Here is a 20,339-nt window from a genome sequence, read left to right as displayed (position 1 = left end):
CCAACCGTGTTACTTTGCCACATGTTGAAGGCAGCATTATGGCAGGAACATCCATATGCTGCCTCACACGACTCTGGAACGATGAATCCACGGCACCTGTCAGGTAGCCGAAAACCCCACATCTAGGAGTTAGTCACAATGTCGTGTGCGCATGAGGCGGGCATCCGTCCCCCTACTTTCGGCGTCCTGCGGTTGCCAAGGACCATCGTCGTCGGCGCCCAGCAGCGCTTCGCCGTCGCCGGAATTGCGGCAGAAATGGGCAGCAATATCCTGATCTGCACCGATCCCCGGGTTGCAGCCTCGGAAGAACTGCAGCAACTGGTCCGGACCCTCGAAGGCCGAAACCTCACTGTCCGCGTGTTCGGAGAAACCGAAGCGGAACTGCCTACGCCCGGCATTATCGCCTGCGTTGAAGAACTCAAGGACCAGGACATCGACGTCATCATTGGTTTTGGCGGGGGCAGCTGCATGGACATGGCCAAGGTCGTGTCAGTGCTGCTGACCTACGGTGGCGTGCCCAGCGACTACTACGGCGAGTTCAAGGTCCCGGGACCGGTCAAGCCCGTGATCGCACTTCCGACGACGGCGGGCACAGGCTCGGAGGCCACGGCCATCGCCGTCGTGTCCGACCCTGAACTCGGCATGAAAATGGGCATTTCGAGCCCGCACATTATTCCCTTCGCTTCGGTATGCGATCCCGAACTCACCTATTCCTGCCCGCCGTCGCTGACGGCGGCCACGGGTGCGGACACGTTCGTGCACCTGATCGAGTCGTTCACTGCAATCGCTCGGGAGCCCACCCCGGCGCTGTCCAGGGAACGAGTCTTTGTCGGCAGGAATGTCCTGACTGACTCCCTTGCCTTGGACGGAATCCGGCTGGTGGGCCGCAGCCTGGCCACCGCCTACAAGGATCCGGGCAACGTCGACGCCCGCGGCGACATGATGTTGGCTGCGCTCTACGGCGGCATCGTTCTCAGCAACGCCGGAACTGCTGCCGCACACGCCATCCAGTACCCGGTCGGCGCACTGACGCACACGCCGCACGGCGTCGGCGTTGGGCTGCTGCTCCCCTACGTCGTCCGCCACAACTTCAGTGCGATCATCCCCCAACTGGGTCAGATCGCCGAAGCCCTGGGACGCGACACCAAGGGCATGGGCACAAGGGACGCAGCGATCGCCGGAGTCGAAGCCATCGACGAGGTAATCGCCGCCATCGAACTGCCTCCCACGCTGGCGGACCTCGGCGTCAATGAAAACGACCTGGCCAGGATCGCCGAACTGTCACTGAACTCGAAACGGCTCATCGACAACAACCCAGTACCGCTTGACCTCGAGGCCGTCAGCTCCATCGTGCAGTCCGCCTTCACGGGCGACCGCTCCATCAGCTGACCCCGACTCTCCCACTCAAGAAAACAAAGGCCCACCATGACTCTCCTTTCCACCCGGGAACCCCTTGATCTCGAAGGACTGACAGTTCCCCGACAGCTGCTCATCGCGGGACGCTGGCAGGACGCCGCTAGCTGCGGAACAGTCGACGTCGTCAACCCCGCCGACGCCACCGTCATCACTGCAATCGCCGACGCCGACGTCGCTGACGGCCTCGCTGCCGTCGACGCTGCCGCGGACGCACTGGCCGATTGGGCCGCTACTGCCCCGCGCAAACGGGCCGAAGTCCTCAGCCGTTGCTTCGACCTGATGACCGAACGGAGCGAGGAACTGGCCCGTCTCATCTCCCTGGAAAACGGCAAGGCACTTCCGGACGCCCGCGGAGAGGTAACCTACGCGGCGGAGTTCTTCCGCTGGTATGCCGAGGAAGCCGTCCGGATCATCGGAGACGTGTCCATCTCCCCCTCGGGAGCCAACCGCATACTGGTCCAGCACCAGCCGATCGGCGTTTGCGTCCTGATCACACCATGGAACTTTCCGGCCGCCATGGCCACACGCAAGCTGGCACCGGCGCTGGCCGCCGGCTGCACTGCCGTGCTCAAGCCTGCGACCCTGACGCCCCTAACCTCCCTGGCGATCGCCCAGCTGATGGTCGACGCCGGTGTCCCGGCCGGCGTCGTCAATGTTGTCACCACGAGCAAGACCAGCGACGTCATGACGCCGATACTCGCCGACCCCAGGGTGCGTAAGCTGTCCTTCACGGGCTCGACCGGTGTCGGGCGGCACCTTCTGCGCCAGGCCGCGGACAACGTCCTCAAGTGCTCGATGGAACTGGGCGGCAACGCGCCGTTCCTGGTGTTTGAGGACGCCGACTTGGACAAGGCCATCGACGGCGTGATGGTCGCCAAGATGCGCAACGGAGGCCAAGCCTGCACGGCAGCCAACCGGATCTACGTCCAACGCGGTATCCAGGCCGAGTTCGCCAGCCGTCTGGCCGCACGCATGGCCGGCCTCACCGTTGGCCCGGGTACTGATCCCGCCACCGAAGTGGGGCCCCTCGTTGACGAAGCAAGCGTCCTGAAGGTCGACGCCCTGGTGCGCGATGCCTTGGACCAGGGTGCACGACTGCTGACCGGCGGCCAGTTGCCGGAAGGGGATGGCTACTACTACCCGCCCACGGTAGTGACCAATGTGCCTCTGCACGCGCGGATGGTCAGCGAGGAAATCTTCGGTCCCGTCGCATCCATCATCGGGTTCGACACCGAAGACGAAGCCGTCGCTGCGGCCAACGATTCCGAATACGGCCTCGCAGCGTATGTGTTCACCGAGGACTTCCGCCGGGGGCTGCGGATCGCCGAACGCATTGAAAGTGGCATGGTGGCTGTGAACCGGGGCCTGGTATCGGATCCGGCAGCTCCATTCGGTGGCGTGAAGCAAAGCGGGCTGGGGCGCGAAGGCGCTCATCAGGGCCTTCTGGACTTCACTGAGACCAAATACATCGCTGTGGACTGGTGAACCAAACGCCAGCCCGTAACGCACCGTCCTTCAACAACAACCCTGTTTGACCATCGAAAAGAAAAGACCAATGACGTTCACTTCAACCACTGCCCCCAAGGGGAACCGCGTGCCGTGGCGCGTGTCCCTGGCCAGCTTTGCAGGCACCACCATCGAGTGGTACGACTACTACATTTTCGGCCTGCTGGCCGCCACCGGCGTGTTCAGCCGGCTGTACTTTCCCGAGCAGGACCCAGCCACCGGGCTCCTCCTGGCCTTCCTCACCTACGCAGTAGGGTTTGTGGCCCGTCCCTTCGGCGGCATGTTCGCCGGACACTACGGCGACAAGATCGGCCGCAAACCGATGCTGGTACTGTCCCTGCTCCTGATGGGTTTCGCCACCCTGGCCATGGGCCTGCTTCCCACCTACTCACAAATCGGCGTCTGGGCCCCCATCCTGCTGACTGTGCTTCGCCTGGTCCAGGGCTTTGGTGCCGGCGCAGAATGGGCAGGAGCAGCCATCATCTCCACCGAACATGCCCCCGAAGGCCGCCGCGGATTCTTTGGCAGCTTCACCCAGATGGGTGTCCCTGCCGGCATGCTGCTCGCCAACTCGTCCGTCCTGGCCGTCAAGGGCAGCGTTCCGGCCGACGTCTTCGACGCCTGGGCCTGGCGCGTTCCCTTCCTGCTGAGCGTGCTCCTGATCATCGTTGGCCTTGTGGTACGGGCGAAGCTTGAAGACTCCGAGGACTTCAAGGAACTCGTCGCGAAAAAGCAGACCGCCCACAACCCGCTCGGTGATGCCCTGAAGAAGGAAAGCAAGGGCGTCTGGCTGGTGGTCGGCATGCGCCTGGCGGAAAACTCGGCCTTCTACCTCTACACCACGTTCTCGGTCGTCTACATCATGCGCACCTTTGGGCCCGAGCGTGCCAACCAGGGCTCCATGTCCGTGCTGATCGCCTCCGCCATTGGTGTCATTGCGGTGCCGTTGTGGGCCGCGTTGTCCGACCGGATTGGCCGCAAACCGCTCTACCTCTTCGGCTCGATCGGCGGACTCCTCTTCTTCCCGCTCTACTTCGTTATGACGGACACCGGAAGCGCACTGATGGCAACGCTGGCCATCATCATCGGCCTCGCCGTCTTCCACAACTCGATGTACGGCCCGCAGGCGGCCTTCTTCAGTGAGCTCTTCTCCACGAAGCTCCGCTACAGCGGCGCCTCCATGGGATACCAGTTTGGGTCGGTCCTGGCAGGGGGCATCGCGCCGCTGGTCGCTGTGGCCCTGCTCAATGCAGGTGACGGTGAACCCGGTTGGGTCATCCTGTACTTCAGCGTCATCGGGGTAATCACCGTAGTTTCGGCGTTCCTTGCGCCCGAAACTGTGAAGCGCGTCCGTGACCGCCTTGATGCGGCACCTGTTTCGGCGGCAGACGCAGCCGACAAGACCAACGTGCACTAGCCTCCTGGCCCAACGACGCCGGTGTCACCCGCATTGAGCGGGTGACACCGGCGTTTCCACATCCTGGCAGCCCGGGTGTTGGTGGCGTCCCGCCGAGTGTACGGCCGGACCAAGCACATCTTGGGCGAATGTTGGAAAAACCCTGTGTGGCCTCCCCGGACCCCGTCATGCCTGCGTCAAAGGAATCCCCAAGCCGGTACCCGTAATTTGGTTGGAAGAAGGCAACACCGTTCGGAAAGCAGCGCCAGGCTCACCGAATGCAGCATGAAGTCGATCGGAGCGCCACATGGAACCGCGAACAAATACCGCCGTTGCTCCGGCCGATGGAACCCTGTCAGGGTTCGGTACCTCTTTTCCAGAAACGGCCAAGGCAAGATTGCACGCCCTCCGGGCAGCATTGCAGACCGTCCGGATCAGGGTTCTGGCAACGGTCCTGGCCTTCCTGGCGGTGGGACTGTTCGTGGCCGGAACCACAACACTGGCGTTGGGCCTTCGGGAGCTCAACAGCCGCGTCAGCGAGGATCTTCTTCACCAGTCCTCACGCCTCCAGGAAATCGTGGACCAAGGCACTTCCGATGGCCGACCCTATGCTTCCCTTGATGACCTCTTCACTGTCTTCCTTCGTGGCGTAACGCCTGGCCGCTACGAGTCCGTGATGGCCACCATTGCTGGAGGAAACACATTCCTGCCCGCCGGAGCACAGGCTCGCACCCTGGGCCATCCCCAGGTCCTCGAGACCGTCCTCGCCATGCCCATGAACGGCTCCACAGCCTTGCGGGACGTAAATGTGGACGGCCGTACGGTCCGGCTGGCCGTCACCCCAGTGTCGCTGGACGGAAATCCTCCACAGGGCCTCTTGGTGGCAGGGAACGAGATCGGCCAACAACGGGAGCAGATGGTAGCCTCCTTCGGAACCTTCGCCGCAGTATCGGTGGCCATCTTGTTGCTGGCAGGTGGCGTGGGATACGCGGTAACGGGGCGCCTGTACGTTCCCATTCGACGCCTGCGCCAGGCAACAGAAACCACCACGTTCGAGGACGTGAGCAGTCGCGTTTCGGTACCGCCCGGCGACGACGACGTGTCCCAGCTGGCCACCGACTTCAACCGAATGCTGGACCGTCTTGAGGCGGGGATTGAGGACCAGCGCCAATTCGTCGATGACGCAAGCCACGAACTTCGGACGCCCCTGACCATCATCGGCGGTCACCTTCAGCTCCTTCAGCCCTCCGATGCCCTCGAGGTCGCGGAAACCAGGGTTCTGCTCCTGGAGGAGGTGGACAGGATGCAGTCCCTGGTCAACGAACTCCTCCTCCTTGCCCGAAGCGGCCGGCCCGATTTTATCCGGCCGGACTGGGTTGACGCCGATTCATTTCTTGAAGCTGCCATGGAACGGGTCCGCGTCCTGGGAGAGCGGCACTGGCAGATTGAACAACTGCCGGGCGGCTGGTTCCAGGCAGACCGCGGTCGCCTGACTCAGGCCATTGAACAACTCGCGGCCAATGCCGTGCAATCCACCGAACCCGGGGACATCATCTCCATCGGCGCGGCATGGTCAGCCGTCGAGACCGGCCCTTCCGGCGACAGGCATCACGGGCCCACCATCGAAATTTGGGTGGCCGACACCGGTTGCGGCATCAGCGCCGCGGACCAGGAACGCATTTTCGACCGGTTCGCCCGCGCCGGGGTGTCCCGGGGCTCCGAAGGATCTGGTTTGGGATTGCCCATTGTTAAAGCAATCGCTGAAGCACACGGCGGTTCTGTCCGGCTTTCATCACGTGTCAACGTGGGAAGCAGGTTCGTCCTGGTCTTGCCGTCGGGTACATCATGGCTCGCATCCTGATCGCGGACGACGAACCACGGATCGCCGGCTTCATTGCCAAAGGTCTTACCGCGGCCGGCCACACCACTACCTCTGTCGGTGACGGCATACGGGCACTTGACTATGGCAGTTCCGGTGAATTCGACCTGTTGATCTTGGACATCGGGATGCCCCGTATGGACGGATTCAAGGTGTTGTCCGCCTTGCGTGCCATGAACTGCGCTGTGCCGGTTATCGTCCTGACGGCACGGGATTCACTTCCGGACACACTTGCGGCGCTCGACGGCGGCGCAGATGACTATATGAGCAAGCCCTTCCGTTTCGAGGAGCTGCTGTCGCGCATCCGCCTCAGGTTGCGGGACAACCCGGCAGTGCAGGAGGACACGGCTCCTGCAAGCGGCGACGTCAGCCTTGACGTGGACCTGCGCAGCGCCACCGTCCGTGGCCGCTCGGTCCAATTATCCGCCCGTGAGTTCGCCATGGCACGTGTGTTCGTGGACAACGCAGGCAAGCTGCTGAGCCGTGAACAGCTGCTTAGCCGGGTCTGGGGCTACGACTTTGAAGGGGCGTCGAACGTGGTGGACGTCTACGTCGGATATCTCCGTGCGAAGCTCGGTCCGGAGCACTTCCAGTCAGTTCGGGGCGCCGGCTACCGGTTCACTCCCATCCCGGCCGGCAAAGCGCGAACTGACGCAGCACACGGGGGCTCGACCCCGCACGGATGACTGGACAATGAATGAGAGGTCCCTCATGGAAGTTTCATTCCCCTTTCACAGCGGCAAGGAAGAGTGGTTAGCACAAGCAAACGAAAGGACGACCGATGTCAAAGATCTGGTACCTCCCACTCGCTGCCGTTCTCGGCACTGCGGGCCTGTCCGTCTGGATTCAAGCAAATGCCGGGCCGCCTCCCACTGTCTCCCCCGGCGTCGTGGTCCCCAACGCCGACTACAGTACGAAGCCCGCCACGGTTGAAGATTCACCCAAACCCGACAATTCGCCCTCCGCCGTCCCCGGACCTACAGCAAGCATGACTGCGGTGCCCGAGCACACACCGGCGACCCAAATCGTCCCGGCCGAACCAGTGACACTGCCTCCCGTCCAGGTCGATGACAAAGGCGGACTCCGCGCACCGGGCGTCTCGGACGACGGCGCCACACACGATCTCAACGACGATAAAGGCGGACTCCGTCAACGGGACGCTTCCGACGACTGAAGACCGGCTGCGCGAGCGGAATAGTCACCGCCCGCCACGGGTTGTGTTGATGAACGGAAAGCAAGCCCCGCCATACAGGAAAGCACCCACTCATCACCATGAACCCCTCAACCGTGAAAACCTTGTCCGAACTACTGGCCGACGCTGACGCCGCAGGACATGATCATGCGTCCACCGAGAAAAATGGCGGCCTGCAGCACATCCACAACCATGCCACGGGGGAGATCGTCTGGTTTCCCACCTGGCAGACCTTCCGCCGGACCAGCGATTGGGAGGACGCCGTCGCTGAGCAGGAGGCTCGACTCAACGCCACGGCTGACGGGGCGCCTCTCCAAAACGCGGTCGCAGACTTGCTGACCGAACGGCTTGACTCCCTGCTGGAACGGGCTGCTCAGTCCCCCGACGCCAATGTCTTTGTGCAGGATAACCTGACTCACCATCTGACGGAGACCTGGGCCATCGCCGACGCCGCGGCGCGGGTATCCGGTGCTGACCTCCCCGCAGGGACACCGCCCGCAGCCTTTTCCGGTTATCCGTATAACGTCTACGCCCAGGATGGCGGAGCATTTGCCACGGCCCTCTGGAATGACGTGATCGACGCCCGCCGCCACCGTGCCATCGCCGAAGAGGCTGCCCGTAAAGCCCTCAAGCCGGTGTCCCGCAAGGCCCTGAAAAATGCTGCACGAAAGGCTGGGCGGCGCTGACAGTACGATTGGCCGGCTCGACGCCCGAGCCTGAAGGTGGCAGGGGCGTTTGCTGCACGAGGTAGTCGCCTAGATCATCTCGAGCATGGCTTTGCGGGTAGGCGGAGGATAAGCACTATCCAGGTCAGCCAGATCTTGTGGTGTGAGCTCGATGCTGAGGGAGCGGTGGACTTCCTGGACGTGTTGCGGACTTGAAGCCTTGGGAATGGCGATAACCAGCGGCTGCCTGAGCACCCACGCCAGGGCGATCTGCGCGGGGCTGGCGCCGTGTTCGGCCGCGATCCGGAGCAGCACAGGATCATTCAGCATCCGCCCCTGCTCAAGCGGTGAATATGCCATCACCGGGATGCCGTTCCCGACGCAGTGTGGCATCAGATCGAATTCGATGCCCCGCCGGGTCAGGTTGTACAGCACCTGGTCAGTGGCGGCTTTCCGGCCGCCGGGCAGGCGCAGGAGTTCTTCCATGTCCGCCACATCGAAGTTGCTGACACCCCAGTGCCGGATCTTCCCGTCCTGCTGCAGGTGTTCGAAGGCTTCGAGTGTTTCGGCCAAGGGAACGTTGCCCCGCCAATGCAATAAGTAGAGATCGATGCTGTCAGTTCCCAGGCGGCGCAGGCTACCTTCGCATGCAGCGATTGTTCCGCGCAAGGTGGCGTGATGCGGTAGGACTTTGGTGACCAGGAACGCCTCGTTCCGGCGTGTTGCCAGCGCTTTTCCAACAAGTTCCTCGGCCGAGCCGTTGCCGTACATCTCCGCGGTATCAACTACGGACATACCCAGGTCCAAGGCCGTATGGATCGCGCTTGTTTCGCGTGCTGCGTTACCGGGTTGCTCACCCATGCCCCACGTTCCGATCCCAAGCACCGGAACGGCCTCACCGGATGGAAGAAGTATCTCGCGCATAGCAGCTCCCGTCAGAAGGTCCAGCTCCAGTGGTTGGATGCACCGCGTCCAGCACATGCCGTCCGGACCGTGGCCAAACACGGCTGTTTCTCCAACGTACCCCGCCGTAGCGGCTCGCGATAGGTGACGCCTTAAGCGATGTCGCTGCGCCAAGCTCCTTCGCGTTCCGTAGTGCGTCCTCCCCCGTAGCTGTCCAGGGCACCACCAAAAAGAGGGCATCCACGATCATGGAAAGTTAAAGGGTGGATGGTGCGTACCTACTTCGGTATTGCGATCGCCAGCCTGGCCATACGGCGGTAGATTGTCGCCCTGCTGATGCCCAGCTCTGCTGCAGCGCCGACTACGGTGGCACCCGGCGTGGAGAGGCAGCGGACAATCTCGTCGCGTTCCATCGCCTCGATCCGACTCAGGTGCCGGCTGCTGCCGCCCAGAAGGTAAGCAGGGAGATGGCTCACGTCAATGGTCTCTGTCTGGACAGCGGCGGCGTGAATGACGGTGAAAAGCTCATCAATGTTCTCCGGCCAGTTATGGGCCATCAGTGCTTTTTCTGCAGCGCCGGTGAAGTGGATTTCCCGCAGGCGGGACTGGCGGGCGGCGTAGCTGGCCAGGTGCAGGACATCCTCGCCGCGTTCCCGCAGGGCAGGAACAGGAATCACCGTATCGACCATGCCTGCCAGGGGTTGCGGGATGCCGTCGTGCCTTGCAGCAGTGACAGCCCATGTGAGCGTTGGTGTGCTCCCGCCCTGGGAGAGGGGAAGCGAGCTAACTGCCCGGAGGGCTTGGGCGTGGAGTTCCTGTGCCGCCCACGCAGGCAGCAGATCTACATTTTCGACTATCACAGAGGTGGCTGGTTTGGCCAGTTCGGGTGCCCACAGGGACAGCCAGGCGTCGACGTCGACCGGGGCAGGGACGGCCGCTGAGATGATGCGGCTCCCGGGTTGAACTTGGCGCAAGGCCTGGGCCAGGAGAGTTGCGCGTCCGGCGCCCTGCTCCCCTACCGCGGCAACTACCCGTCCTGCCGCCAGGGCACCACTCGCCTGGTCGAGGGCGTTTGTCCAGGCCGACGACATTCTGCGCACTGTTCCCGCTGCCGGCTCGAGCTTGCCTCTCTGGATGCGGAAGACGCCGCCCTTAGGTCCGGATTTTCCTTTGCGGCCCTGTGACCTTGAAAGCATCAGGGCTGAGGTGTTGCCCGCAGCCGATTCCGCCAAAGCCAGGAGCAACTGCGGGGATGAGCGGGACCACGTCGTGATGTTGACACTGCCTTCCAACAAGCCGCTGACCGGATCGAAGACAGGCACAGCCGCGCAGGTGTAAGTCCGGAGACTGGCGCTGTAGTGTTCTTCCGCGCGGACAAGGGTCGGGATGCGGTCGGCGAGCGCCAATCCCATGCCGTTGGTCCCGGCATCCCTTTCGGAGAATGCGAACCCTGGTGCCAGATGGACCTTGTCGAGCGCCCTCAAGAGGGAGGTGTCTCCGCTGAAGCGGTTCAGGAGCAGGCCGTTGGCATCCGTAAGCATCAGGCTTACGGGTTCGTTCGCGAGCGTGCTGTAGAGGCCGGTGAGCACTTCCTGGCCGCATTGGAAAAACAGAGAGTCAGCCCCTCCAGGGCCAGCCCACATCGGGTCTACTGCTTCGGCGGAAACCCCGTATTCCTCACTCCGCTGCCAGGAAGCAAGGAGGCGCTTGCCAGAAGTGGCGAGCTGGTCCACGTCATTGCGGGCGAGGCCGGCAGTCCCGTCGTCCTTGTTCGGCATCATTGCCGCCCTCCTCGTCTCCATATTTCGAGGTTACTTGGTTTCACTACACCCATCAGAAAAGGACCGTCTCAAAATGAGACACACACCACATGTTGACGCCTGTTCCATCAGCCTAATCTCGATCTTGTCGCGACTACGGCAGTCGCCAGAAGGAGACCGGACATGTACAGCAAAGACGGCGAAAACTACTTTATTGTCGACGCCCACATCGCATTGTGGGACGCTCGCCCGGAGAATCAGCGGAACATCCCTGGTAAGCAGTTCATCGACTGCTTCTACGACTACCACCGCAACCTTTCTCCCGACGCGGAACAGTGGAGCTATGAGGAGTTCCTTTACCAAGGCGGCCAGCGCCTCATGAAGGATCTGTTTGAGGACGGCTACGTCGACCACGCGATCTTTCAGCCGGCCTACCTCGGCGCCTTCTACAAGAACGGCTTCGCGCAGGTCGAGGAGGCGTACGGCTTGGCCGCTGCGAATCCGGACAAGCTCACGTACAACCACTGTTATGACCCCCGGGATGGTGAGGCGGGTCTCGACCGGCTGCGCGCCGATCACGAAAAGATGGGCTTCAAAGGCGTGAAGCTGTACACCGCCGAGTGGCACGGCGAATCGCGTGGATACAAGCTCTCGGACCCGTGGTCCTACCGGTACTTCGAGGAGTGCCGCAAACTCGGCATCAAGAACATACACATCCACAAAGGACCTACCGTACGCCCGCTCGACCGGGACGCATTCGACGTCGCCGACGTCGATCATGCAGCCTCAGACTTCACAGATCTGAACTTTGTGGTCGAGCACGTCGGCCTCCCCCGACTGGAAGACTTTTGCTGGATCGCCACGCAGGAGCCCAATGTTCATGGCGGCCTGGCCGTCGCGATGCCCTTTATGCACACGCGGCCGCGGTACTTCGCCCAGATCATCGGCGAGCTCATTTATTGGATCGGCGAGGACCGGATCCAGTTCTCCAGTGACTACGCCATCTGGACACCCCGCTGGCTGGTCGAGGGGTTCGTTGACTTCCAGATCCCGGAAGACATGACCGAATATGCCCCGCTCACTACAGCCCAGAAGAAGAAGATCCTGGGTCTCAATGCCTCCAGGATGTACGACATCCCGGTACCTGCGGAGCTTCAACTCCCCTCTGCGGATGAGACGAAGACAGGACCCCGACAGCCTGAACGCGCCGACCTGGCAGGCGTCCGGTGACGGCCCTGCACGTCGATCCAGCAGTTTTATCCAGCTGGGATGTCACGGAGGAGGACATCCGCCGTGCCTTGGGCGCGGTGTTCGACCCGGAACTGGATGAACCGATCACCGATCTTGGCTTCGTTCGCTCCCTCGACGTCCAGGCCGGATCCGGTGGCACCCGGGTGGAAGTTCACCTGCGCCTGCCCACTTCCTTCTGCTCGCCCAATTTTGCCTACCTGATGGCGTCCGACAGCAAGGATGTGATCTCTGCGCTACCAGCTGTGACACAGGTGGTGGTCGAGCTGGACGACCACCACGACTCCGATCTCATCAACGCCGGACTCGCCGCGGACGCAGGCTACCGGGGCACGTTCCTGCATGAAGCCGAGGACAGTCTGGACGAGCTGCGGCAAATGTTCCGGCGCAAGGCTCACACCGCAGCAATGGAACGGTGCCTCACTGATCTCTTGCGCAGCAACGCCAGCCTCGAGGCGACGGCGATGGGAACCATCCGTCTCCGGGACCTTCCTGCCGGGCGGAACAAGGAGGCGCTGCTGCGCCGACGGTCAGCACTTGGCTTGCCCGAGGGTGCGGATTCGATTGTCCTGGTTGACCACGAAGGGCAGCCTTATCCTCCGGACGCGGTTCCGATGGCTCTGCGTCGAGCCCGCTCGACACGCATTTCCATTGATGGAAACGCCCATTTCTGCCGGGGTCTGCTGCGGACGCGCTATGAAGGATCCGGCGCTGACCAGACAGCACGACCCGAGGGCGCTGAAGCCGCAGACCACCACGAACTACTTCCACTTACAGTCAAGGAGATTCACCCATGAGCACCATGCGGGCCATTCAGGTCATCGGCTACCACGAGGGCCTCAAAATGGCAGAAGTGCCGGTTCCCCAAGTCACCGACCCCTTTGACGTCGTCGTCAGAATCGGCGGAGCCGGGGTATGCCGCACGGACCTCCACATTCTCGAGGGCCAATGGGCGGAAAAGTCGCAGGTCCACCTGCCTTACACCATCGGCCACGAGAACTCCGGATGGGTGCACGCAGTCGGTAGCGCCGTTACCAACGTTAAGGAAGGCGACAAAGTCATCCTGCACCCCCTCATCACGTGCGGCCTATGCCGTGCCTGCCGTTCCGGAGACGACGTGCACTGCGAACAGAGCAAGTTCCCCGGTATCGACACCAGCGGCGGATATGCCGAATACCTGCTGACTTCCGCCCGCTCCGTCGTCAGAATCGACGACTCCCTGGAGCCTGCCGACGTCGCAGCCCTGGCCGACGCCGGCCTCACCGCCTATCATGCGGCCGCCAATGCGGCGAAGCGGCTGACCGCAAGGGATACATGCGTTGTCATCGGCGCCGGCGGGCTGGGCCACATAGGTATTCAAGTCCTCACAGCCCTGACACCGGCCCGCATCATCGTTGTCGACCGTAACCCAGCTGCCCTGGACCTGGCCAAGAAAATCGGAGCACATGAAGGCGTGCTGGCTGACGGGTCACAGGTCGAGCAGGTCATGGCCCTCACCGGCGGTCACGGAGCGGAGGCACTCATCGACTTCGTTGGCGAAGGCGGCGCGACCGCCCAAGGCCTCGCCATGCTGCGTCAGGCAGGCGATTACTACGTAGTCGGCTACGGAGAGAACATCGACGTCCCTACCATCGACATCGTCTCAGCCGAGATCAACATCATCGGCAACCTTGTCGGCTCCTACAACGATCTTCAGGACCTGATGGCCCTGGCGGCCCGGGGTGCCGTCACCCTTCACACCCAGAAATACGCCCTCGATGACTTCCAGCAGGCGATCAGCGACCTCGACGCGGGCAAAGTGCGCGGCCGGGCCATCCTCGTGCCCTAAAGAAACCAGCCCTAGGGGACCGACGCATCAACAAAATAGAGAGAATCGACATGAAACCATACATTGGCGTAGGTATTGCCGTCGGTGCACTAGCCGGAATCTGGACCCAGATAAGCGTCGAACTTGGCCTCATCACCTGGGTGGCGTTCGTCGCATGGGCATGCTTTTTCGCCGCAGGAGGAAACCGGGCAGGATTTTCCAAAGGACTCGCGGCCAACCTGTCCGGCGTCATCTACGGGTGGCTGGTTGCGCTACTGACCAGCTGGGCGCAATTCCCCGGCGCGCTCGCCATTGCCGTGGCGCTCGCCGCACTTGCCATGTGCCTGCAAGCAGGCTGGGCGCCGCTCTCCTTCATCCCGGGCGCGTTCGCCGGGACAGCCGTGTTCTTCGGAACGCAGCTGTCGTTGTGGCCCACCGTCACTGCCCTCGTCATCGGCGCCGGACTGGGCTGGGTTTCGGCGATTCTGGGCGAACGTATACAAGCCCTCATCAGTAAGAGCCCTGCTGTACCAGCGGCCGATGAGCAGAAACGTCCAGTCGAAACAGCCTGACCACTATCCCGCAACGTCGGTCCCTGTCCCTCCGAACGGGCTTACCAAAGGGAAACAGAATTGATCTTTATCACCGCAAAATTCTCCGTCCTGCCTGCTCACGCCGACGCGTGGCCCGAAATCTCCAAGGACTTCACCTCCGCAACCAACGCCGAGGAAGGTTGCTTGTTCTTCGAGTGGTCCCGCTCCATCGAAGAACCGTGCACCTACGTCCTGATTGAGGCGTTCCGCGACGATGAGTCCGGCGCAGCCCACGTGCAGTCGGCCCACTTCAGGGAAGCTCGCGAGAAGCTTCCCAGATATCTTTCGGCGACGCCGGACATAGTCAACGTCAAGGTGGAAGGCTGGTCGAAGCTGGGTGAACTCGCAGTCAGCTAACCGGATCGCCTTGAGAACCTCTTGTTTACCGCTGTGATGAAGCGTCTTCCGGGGGAGCCCCGCAGGGGGTTTCCCCGGATATCCAAAGCAGAACAGCACCGCGCGCGTAACTCTTACTTTGTACAGGAGACCATCATGAGGGTGGAAGATTTTCAGACCACAGCAGCAATCCCGGGCACAGCCGACCATGGGGATGCAGGGTCCGGGACAGCAGTTCTGGAGAGTATTGCCCGGCGGGTGCGCTGGACCGCCACCGCAATTGTGGATGCCGCCAACCGCGGCCGCCCCAACGCCAGCGGCATCAAGGTCGGCGGCCACCAGTCCTCCAGCGCCTCCATGGTTGAAATCATGACCTCTCTCTGGTTCTCCGAACTGACCGAGGCCGACCGCGTGTCAGTCAAGCCCCACGCCTCCCCGGTCCTGCACGCCATCAACTACCTCTTGGGCGACCTGGAAGAACACAAACTCGGCACGCTCCGTCAAAAGGGCGGCCTGCAGAGTTATCCCAGCCGGTCAAAGGACCCTGACACGGTGGACTTTTCCACCGGGAGTGTGGGTATCGGAGCCACGGCCACCATCTGGGCGGCCATCGCACACCGCTTCGTCAGCGACAGGTACGCTGCATCACGGAAATCCGGTCGCTTCATCGGACTCCTGGGCGACGCCGAGCTGGACGAGGGCGCCATCTGGGAAGCTGTCGCCGACCCCTCCGTGGCGCAACTCGGCGAGCTGCTCTGGATCGTCGATTTGAACCGCCAATCCTTGGACCGGGTGGTACCGGACTCACAGATCATGCGCCTGCAGGGCATGTTCGAAGCCGCTGGCTGGCAGGTCCTGACCCGGAAGTGGGGAACCCGGATCCATGAGCTCTTCGCCCTCCCAGGCGGTGCGGATCTACGCCGCCGGCTCGAGACCATGCCCAACGAGGAATACCAGCGCATGCTCCGCTCCCCCGACTCAGAGATCTTCGACCGCTTGCGCTCGAGCGATTCGACCCCCGCCATGGAAACCCTGCTCAGTTCCCTCACCGCCACGGAACAGGCAGCCGCGGTACGAGATCTCGCAGGACATGACATCGGACTGCTACTCGACACTTACAAGCAAGTCGACCCCACCCGACCCTCCGTCATCTTTGCATACACGATCAAGGGCCGCGGCCTTGCCACGGAAGGACATCCGAACAACCACGCTGCGCTCCTGTCCACAGATCAGATGGAGACGTTGGCCGAAGCCTCCGGGATGGACCTTGGCGATCCATGGCGCAAATTCCAGCCGGGCACTGTCGAAGAACGAGCTTGCTCCCGAGCATCGCTCCGGCTCAGGCGCCGGCACCCCGAGCTGGCCCCATCCCCCCAACTCCCCGCTTCCCTGCCATGGAGCTACGGTGACAGAATCTCCACGCAAGCCGCCCTGGGACGGTTCCTGTCCGACCTGAAACGGGCAGTGCCTGAGGTGGCCCACCGTGTCGTCACCTGCAGCCCCGACGTTGCTTCCTCCACCAACCTCGGCGGCTGGATCAACAAAACCGGAGTCTGGTCCGTTGGTGAACGCCAGGACTGGTTCGCGGACGACGTCGAACGGGTCCTCCGCTGGATTGAGAACTCCCATGGCCAACACATCGAACTCGGCATCGCCGAAACCAACCTCGTGGGCCTGGTCTCCGAACTTGGATCCACTTGGAGCCGCTGGGGCCACCCGCTGATCCCGATCGCCACCATCTACGACCCGTTCTGGCCCGCGCCCTCGAACCGTGGTCCTTCGGGATGTACGCCGGAGGCCAATCCATCCTGGTAGGGACACCGTCTGGTGTGACTCTGGCACCGGAAGGAGGCGCCCACCAGTCCCTCACCACTCCCTCCATCGGTCTGGAACAGCCGGAATGTACAGCTTGGGAGCCAGCCTTCGCCCAGGATCTGGAATGGTGCATGCTCGAAGCCATGAGCCGGATCGGTATTCCCGGAGGACGCTCAGCGTACTTCCGGCTCACCACCCGCCCACTGGATCAGAGCCTGGCCGCCCTACCGACGGACGCGGTGCTGCTGGAGCGGCGCCGTAGGCACGCGGTGGCCGGCGGATACCGGCTGAGCGATCATGACCCGGTCGAAGACAGGGTCACTCTGGTAGGCGTCGGGGCAATGATGCCCGAGGTCATCGCCTCGGCCGCACGGCTAAAGTCACTTGGCATCACGGCCGGCGTCATTTGCCTCACCAGCCCTGACTTGGTCTTCGAATCCCTCCAGAGCCGCAATTCGCCGAACCCTGAAACCAAGGCAATCGGATTGGACATCGTAGACGTACTCTTTCCACGACACGCCCCCTCGCCGCTCGTCACGGTCCAGGACGGACACCCGCACACCTTGTCCTTCCTGGCCGGGGCCCGGGGGGACCGCACAATCTCTCTGGGAGTAAGGGACTTCGGTCAGTCCTCCGATCTACAGGATGCCTACCGCATCCACGGCATCGACGAAGCATCGATCGTCAACGCGGCGCTGAACCTGGTTCGCTGATATCCACCTGACGCTGGCCGGCACCGTCCGTTCCCCCTTGACTTTCCTCCAGCCCGTCGTCAGTCTTGCAGACAGCAGGAGGGGGCGTCCGTCCGTTCCTGGTCCAGTGGAGGATTCTGATGGTCCGTGCCAGGTCGCTGATGCGTTCAGTGACCCCCGGCGACCGAGTCACTCGAGTTGAGCTGTTCTTCGATCTGGTCTTTGTCTTCGCGCTGTCGCAGCTATCACATCATCTGTTGGAACATCTCTCCTGGGTGGGCGCCGGAGAGACCTTCGTGCTACTTCTTGCGGTCTATAAAGTGTGGGTTTACACGACCTGGTCGGCGACGTTGCTGGACACTTCGCGGCTTGAGGTGCAGTCGATGCTGCTGATCGTCATGCTTGTCACGCTGTTCATGAACGCATCAATCGGCTCAGCGTTTGGTGCCTTCGGCTGGCTCTTTGCTGTGAGCTATCTGTTGGTTCAGCTGGGGCGCGGTGCGTGGATGCTTAGCGTAGGACTCGACAGGACCACCCACGACCACTTCGTGCGCACCCTCATCTGGGGGTGTATGAGTACGCCGTTCTGGATTGCGGGCGTTTTCTTCGATCACGGACCACGTCTAATGTTCTGGGGCGTCGCTGCAGCGATCGATCTGGGCGGACATATGCTGGCGCACCGGTTGCCAGGCCGAAAGACCGAAGGAAGCCAGGTACCGCTCCCGGGAGAGCGAATTTTTGAAAGGTTCGGGTTGTTCTACCTGATCGCGCTCGGGGAAACAATCCTTTCAACCGGCCTGGCCATCGCGGGCAACTTGACGGATCCAATGATTTTTCTGACCGGGACCATAAGTCTGATTGGAAGCGTCGCGATATGGTGGTGCTACTTCCATGGCCTCGAACAGGACATCCAGGAAAAGCTTGCTTCGGTAGATGACCAGTTCCGGCCCGGTATCCTGGCAGGCAACACCTTGCTCATCTTACTGGCGGGCCTGATCCTGGTGGCGGTTGGTGACCAGCTGGTAATCAGCGATCCTGTCGCCCGTCCCGATCTGTCCACGGTCCTGCTCCTGTTCGGTGGACCCGCCCTCTTCCTTGCCGGCCGGGGCTTTTTTACTCGAAAAGTGCTGGGCCTGCGCCTACCACCTGATCTTGCCGGGATTGCAGCCTTGACGGTGCTGGCAAGTCTGAGCCTTCTGGTTCCCGCCTTCGTCGCCGCTGCGGGCGCTGTCCTTCCGCTTATCGGCGTCGCAGTTTCCGATACGCTCAAGCGGCGTCGAACGCGGCAGCGGGCCCTCTAAAGCTATTGAATGCCGGCAGTGACCAATGGCTACACCCTGAGGGTCTAAGACGTCTCCTGCAGATCCCCCCGGCCTTGGTAGCCAAGGGCATAACTGGCTTCCCGCCCCGCTTGGGCCACCACCGGCCCCAACCGCTCTACATCAGCGGGCCCAATCCGCTGAGTGGGGAACCCCAGTCCCACGGCACATGCGAGACGGCCAGCATGGTCGAAGACCGGGGCGCTGATGGACCCGACGTCCTGGTTCCGTTCCCCGAAGGCCGCGTAATACCCATGCTCGCGCGCAACTGCCGCCTGCTGCCTGAGCGTCTGCAGGGAAACCGGGGTATCCGGAGTGAAGCCCTCCAGCCCTTGCTCGTCCAAGGCATCCCAGGCCCCGGGGTCGAATGCCAGGAACACCTTGCCGGGGGCGCCGGCGTGCAGAGGCATGACCATCCCCACCATGAACGGCCGCATCACCACATGCCGCGTCTCAGCCACCGCAACGATGGTACGGAACGCACCGTCCCGGACGTACAGGCAGGCGGTTTCACCGGTTTCGTCGCGCAATTGCTGCAGAACTGGCTTCACCAGCCGGACCACGTCCAGCCCAAACGTTCCGGGGGTAGCCCAGCGGACCAGACCGATGCCTATCCGGTACCGATCGCCGTCGCGGTCCAGGAACCCCTCACGGAGCATGTTCTGGACCAATCGCTGGCAGGTGCTCGACGGCAACCCGGTCTTGCGGATGATCTGCTGCAGCGTCGGCTCCGGCTCATCTACTGAGAAACAGTCCAGGATCTCCGCCACCTTATGCAGGACCAAGAGGGGTGAAGCCCCTGCACCCGGTTCTTTCACCACAGTCCAATACCCCTAACTCTTTAACGCCAGCATGCACCAGCTTAGTGAAGCCTCCGGCGACACAGGATGTGATCCATTTGACACCACCACAATGTGACCCACATTATGAGATGCGAACCCACTTTATGGGTTCTACTCGCCCCCAGCACAATGATGTGGAGATTCCATGAGCAACATCACCACCAGCCCCTGCGAAACGGCCCCCGAGCCCAAGCGCCCTGGTAGCAGCCGCGTGGGACTGATCGTCCCCAGCTCCAACACGACCATGGAGACGGAATTGCCGGAGTTGTTCCGGCGCCAAGCCGAGGCGACCGGGCACAAGTACACCTTCCACTCCGCCCGCGCCGGCATGAAAAAGGTCACCAGGGAAGAACTGCTTGCCATGGTGGGCAAGGCAGCCCAGTGCGCCGAAGCGGTTTCCGACGCCGATGTGGATGTCATCGCCTACGCCTGCCTCGTCGCCGTCATGGCTCAAGGTCCCGAAGCGCATGAGGGTTCCGAAAGGGTCATTGCTGACGCTGCCTCCGGCAACGAGCACCCGGCCCCGGTTACGAGCAGCGCAGGCGCCCTGGTCCGAACCCTGCATGAAATCGGCGCCAACAGGGTCGCCATGATCACCCCGTACATGAAGCCACTGACCAAGATGGTGGTGGACTACATCGAAGGATCGGGCATCACGGTGCTGGACGCCATCAGCCTCGAGGTAGCCGACAACCTTGAAGTCGGTTGCCTTGACCCGCAAAACCTGCCCGCACTGGCCCGCAGCCTGCAGCGCGAAGGCGCCGACGCCGTCGTCCTGTCCGCCTGCGTCCAGATGCCCTCCCTCGCCGCCGTCCAGGCAGTAGAGGACGAGCTGGGACTCCCGGTCATCACGGCAGCCACCGCCACTACGTATGAGATTCTCAAAGCGCTGGGCCACAAACCGGCCATCAGCGGAGCGGGCAGTCTGCTGTCCGGTGCCGGGATACTGGCCGCGGCGAAGGCGTAGGCG

19 protein-coding genes are annotated in these 20,339 nt (G+C 62.5%); 16 read left to right on the top strand and 3 right to left on the bottom strand.

The features are described from left to right. Positions 1 to 138: 138 nt before the first annotated feature. From ACFUOZ_RS01570 to ACFUOZ_RS01540, 7 genes are all read left to right on the top strand, one after another. The gene (locus tag ACFUOZ_RS01570) at positions 139 to 1,389 is read left to right on the top strand and encodes an iron-containing alcohol dehydrogenase (RefSeq protein ID WP_377543981.1); all 1,251 of its coding nucleotides are present in this window, start codon (positions 139 to 141) and stop codon (positions 1,387 to 1,389) included. A 36-nt stretch (positions 1,390 to 1,425) separates the two neighbouring features. After that, positions 1,426 to 2,901 (top strand): NAD-dependent succinate-semialdehyde dehydrogenase, encoded by a 1,476-nt coding sequence (locus ACFUOZ_RS01565; protein WP_377543979.1) that lies wholly within the window; start codon positions 1,426 to 1,428, stop codon positions 2,899 to 2,901. 70 nt (positions 2,902 to 2,971) lie between these two features. Further along, the gene (locus tag ACFUOZ_RS01560; RefSeq protein WP_377543977.1) at positions 2,972 to 4,339 is read left to right on the top strand and encodes an MFS transporter; all 1,368 of its coding nucleotides are present in this window, start codon (positions 2,972 to 2,974) and stop codon (positions 4,337 to 4,339) included. 286 nt (positions 4,340 to 4,625) lie between these two features. Then, positions 4,626 to 6,179, top strand: a complete 1,554-nt coding sequence (locus ACFUOZ_RS01555) for a sensor histidine kinase (protein WP_377543975.1) — start codon at positions 4,626 to 4,628, stop codon at positions 6,177 to 6,179. After that, positions 6,164 to 6,883 carry a response regulator transcription factor gene (locus ACFUOZ_RS01550; RefSeq protein WP_377543972.1) on the top strand — a complete coding sequence of 240 codons (720 nt, stop codon included), beginning with the start codon at positions 6,164 to 6,166 and terminating at the stop codon, positions 6,881 to 6,883. Before ACFUOZ_RS01555 ends, ACFUOZ_RS01550 begins: the two co-directional genes overlap by 16 nt. Before the next feature lie 95 nt (positions 6,884 to 6,978). Beyond that, positions 6,979 to 7,371 carry a hypothetical protein gene (locus ACFUOZ_RS01545; RefSeq protein WP_377543970.1) on the top strand — a complete coding sequence of 131 codons (393 nt, stop codon included), beginning with the start codon at positions 6,979 to 6,981 and terminating at the stop codon, positions 7,369 to 7,371. 98 nt (positions 7,372 to 7,469) lie between these two features. Continuing rightward, entirely contained in the window at positions 7,470 to 8,075 is a 606-nt protein-coding gene (locus tag ACFUOZ_RS01540) for a hypothetical protein (protein WP_377543968.1), read from the top strand. 69 nt (positions 8,076 to 8,144) lie between these two features. Here ACFUOZ_RS01540 and ACFUOZ_RS01535 read toward each other — a convergent pair whose 3' ends face one another. Both ACFUOZ_RS01535 and ACFUOZ_RS01530 read right to left on the bottom strand, forming a co-directional pair. After that, positions 8,145 to 8,978 carry an aldo/keto reductase gene (locus tag ACFUOZ_RS01535; protein ID WP_377543965.1) on the bottom strand — a complete coding sequence of 278 codons (834 nt, stop codon included), beginning with the start codon at positions 8,976 to 8,978 and terminating at the stop codon, positions 8,145 to 8,147. Positions 8,979 to 9,235: 257 nt separating this feature from the next. Further along, a complete protein-coding gene (locus ACFUOZ_RS01530; protein WP_377543963.1) occupies positions 9,236 to 10,738 on the bottom strand; it encodes a GAF domain-containing protein in 1,503 nt (500 codons plus the stop codon). Positions 10,739 to 10,900: 162 nt separating this feature from the next. Here ACFUOZ_RS01530 and ACFUOZ_RS01525 point away from each other — a divergent pair, with 162 nt between their 5' ends. From ACFUOZ_RS01525 to ACFUOZ_RS01490, 8 genes are all read left to right on the top strand, one after another. Beyond that, positions 10,901 to 11,947: an amidohydrolase family protein gene (locus ACFUOZ_RS01525; RefSeq protein WP_377543961.1), complete on the top strand. Its 1,047-nt coding sequence runs from the start codon at positions 10,901 to 10,903 to the stop codon at positions 11,945 to 11,947. Continuing rightward, complete coding sequence (locus tag ACFUOZ_RS01520; RefSeq protein WP_377543959.1) at positions 11,944 to 12,762, top strand: metal-sulfur cluster assembly factor; 819 nt, start codon at positions 11,944 to 11,946, stop codon at positions 12,760 to 12,762. The genes ACFUOZ_RS01525 and ACFUOZ_RS01520 overlap by 4 nt, the downstream gene beginning before the upstream one ends. Continuing rightward, a complete protein-coding gene (locus ACFUOZ_RS01515; protein WP_377543957.1) occupies positions 12,759 to 13,793 on the top strand; it encodes an NAD(P)-dependent alcohol dehydrogenase in 1,035 nt (344 codons plus the stop codon). Before ACFUOZ_RS01520 ends, ACFUOZ_RS01515 begins: the two co-directional genes overlap by 4 nt. Positions 13,794 to 13,843: 50 nt before the next feature. Then, complete coding sequence (locus ACFUOZ_RS01510) at positions 13,844 to 14,344, top strand: DUF1097 domain-containing protein (protein WP_377543955.1); 501 nt, start codon at positions 13,844 to 13,846, stop codon at positions 14,342 to 14,344. A gap of 60 nt (positions 14,345 to 14,404) precedes the next feature. Continuing rightward, entirely contained in the window at positions 14,405 to 14,722 is a 318-nt protein-coding gene (locus ACFUOZ_RS01505) for a putative quinol monooxygenase (protein WP_377543953.1), read from the top strand. A gap of 135 nt (positions 14,723 to 14,857) precedes the next feature. Next, positions 14,858 to 16,516: a hypothetical protein gene (locus tag ACFUOZ_RS01500; protein ID WP_377543951.1), complete on the top strand. Its 1,659-nt coding sequence runs from the start codon at positions 14,858 to 14,860 to the stop codon at positions 16,514 to 16,516. Positions 16,517 to 16,530: 14 nt separating this feature from the next. Further along, positions 16,531 to 17,229 (top strand): alpha-ketoacid dehydrogenase subunit beta, encoded by a 699-nt coding sequence (locus tag ACFUOZ_RS01495; protein ID WP_377543949.1) that lies wholly within the window; start codon positions 16,531 to 16,533, stop codon positions 17,227 to 17,229. 119 nt (positions 17,230 to 17,348) lie between these two features. Continuing rightward, a complete protein-coding gene (locus ACFUOZ_RS01490) occupies positions 17,349 to 18,509 on the top strand; it encodes a low temperature requirement protein A (RefSeq protein ID WP_377543947.1) in 1,161 nt (386 codons plus the stop codon). 44 nt (positions 18,510 to 18,553) lie between these two features. Here the strand turns inward: ACFUOZ_RS01490 and ACFUOZ_RS01485 are convergent, their stop codons facing one another. After that, positions 18,554 to 19,348 (bottom strand): IclR family transcriptional regulator, encoded by a 795-nt coding sequence (locus tag ACFUOZ_RS01485; RefSeq protein ID WP_377543945.1) that lies wholly within the window; start codon positions 19,346 to 19,348, stop codon positions 18,554 to 18,556. Positions 19,349 to 19,514: 166 nt separating this feature from the next. Here ACFUOZ_RS01485 and ACFUOZ_RS01480 point away from each other — a divergent pair, with 166 nt between their 5' ends. Beyond that, positions 19,515 to 20,336, top strand: coding sequence for an Asp/Glu racemase (locus ACFUOZ_RS01480; protein WP_377543943.1), 822 nt, complete (start codon positions 19,515 to 19,517; stop codon positions 20,334 to 20,336). The last annotated feature ends 3 nt before the right edge of the window (positions 20,337 to 20,339 follow it).

Origin of the sequence: Paenarthrobacter sp. NPDC057355 (assembly GCF_042667405.1) — a bacterium.
GTDB lineage: Bacteria > Actinomycetota > Actinomycetes > Actinomycetales > Micrococcaceae > Arthrobacter.
Note: the sequence above shows the minus strand (reverse complement) of the source record. Positions and strands in the feature narration are given on the sequence as shown.

Bases quoted from the DNA above. Each gene is read 5' to 3' on its own strand.
- ACFUOZ_RS01555 (WP_377543975.1), top strand. From the start codon at position 4,626: ATGGAACCGCGAACAAATACCGCCGTTGCTCCGGCCGATGGAACCCTG.
- ACFUOZ_RS01540 (WP_377543968.1), top strand. From the start codon at position 7,470: ATGAACCCCTCAACCGTGAAAACCTTGTCCGAACTACTGGCCGACGCT.
- ACFUOZ_RS01490 (WP_377543947.1), top strand. From the start codon at position 17,349: ATGGTCCGTGCCAGGTCGCTGATGCGTTCAGTGACCCCCGGCGACCGA.
- ACFUOZ_RS01550 (WP_377543972.1), top strand. From the start codon at position 6,164: ATGGCTCGCATCCTGATCGCGGACGACGAACCACGGATCGCCGGCTTC.
- ACFUOZ_RS01545 (WP_377543970.1), top strand. From the start codon at position 6,979: ATGTCAAAGATCTGGTACCTCCCACTCGCTGCCGTTCTCGGCACTGCG.
- ACFUOZ_RS01570 (WP_377543981.1), top strand. From the start codon at position 139: ATGTCGTGTGCGCATGAGGCGGGCATCCGTCCCCCTACTTTCGGCGTC.
- ACFUOZ_RS01560 (WP_377543977.1), top strand. From the start codon at position 2,972: ATGACGTTCACTTCAACCACTGCCCCCAAGGGGAACCGCGTGCCGTGG.
- ACFUOZ_RS01515 (WP_377543957.1), top strand. From the start codon at position 12,759: ATGAGCACCATGCGGGCCATTCAGGTCATCGGCTACCACGAGGGCCTC.
- ACFUOZ_RS01565 (WP_377543979.1), top strand. From the start codon at position 1,426: ATGACTCTCCTTTCCACCCGGGAACCCCTTGATCTCGAAGGACTGACA.
- ACFUOZ_RS01500 (WP_377543951.1), top strand. From the start codon at position 14,858: ATGAGGGTGGAAGATTTTCAGACCACAGCAGCAATCCCGGGCACAGCC.
- ACFUOZ_RS01480 (WP_377543943.1), top strand. From the start codon at position 19,515: ATGAGCAACATCACCACCAGCCCCTGCGAAACGGCCCCCGAGCCCAAG.
- ACFUOZ_RS01535 (WP_377543965.1), bottom strand. From the start codon at position 8,978: ATGCGCGAGATACTTCTTCCATCCGGTGAGGCCGTTCCGGTGCTTGGG.
- ACFUOZ_RS01510 (WP_377543955.1), top strand. From the start codon at position 13,844: ATGAAACCATACATTGGCGTAGGTATTGCCGTCGGTGCACTAGCCGGA.
- ACFUOZ_RS01530 (WP_377543963.1), bottom strand. From the start codon at position 10,738: ATGATGCCGAACAAGGACGACGGGACTGCCGGCCTCGCCCGCAATGAC.
- ACFUOZ_RS01525 (WP_377543961.1), top strand. From the start codon at position 10,901: ATGTACAGCAAAGACGGCGAAAACTACTTTATTGTCGACGCCCACATC.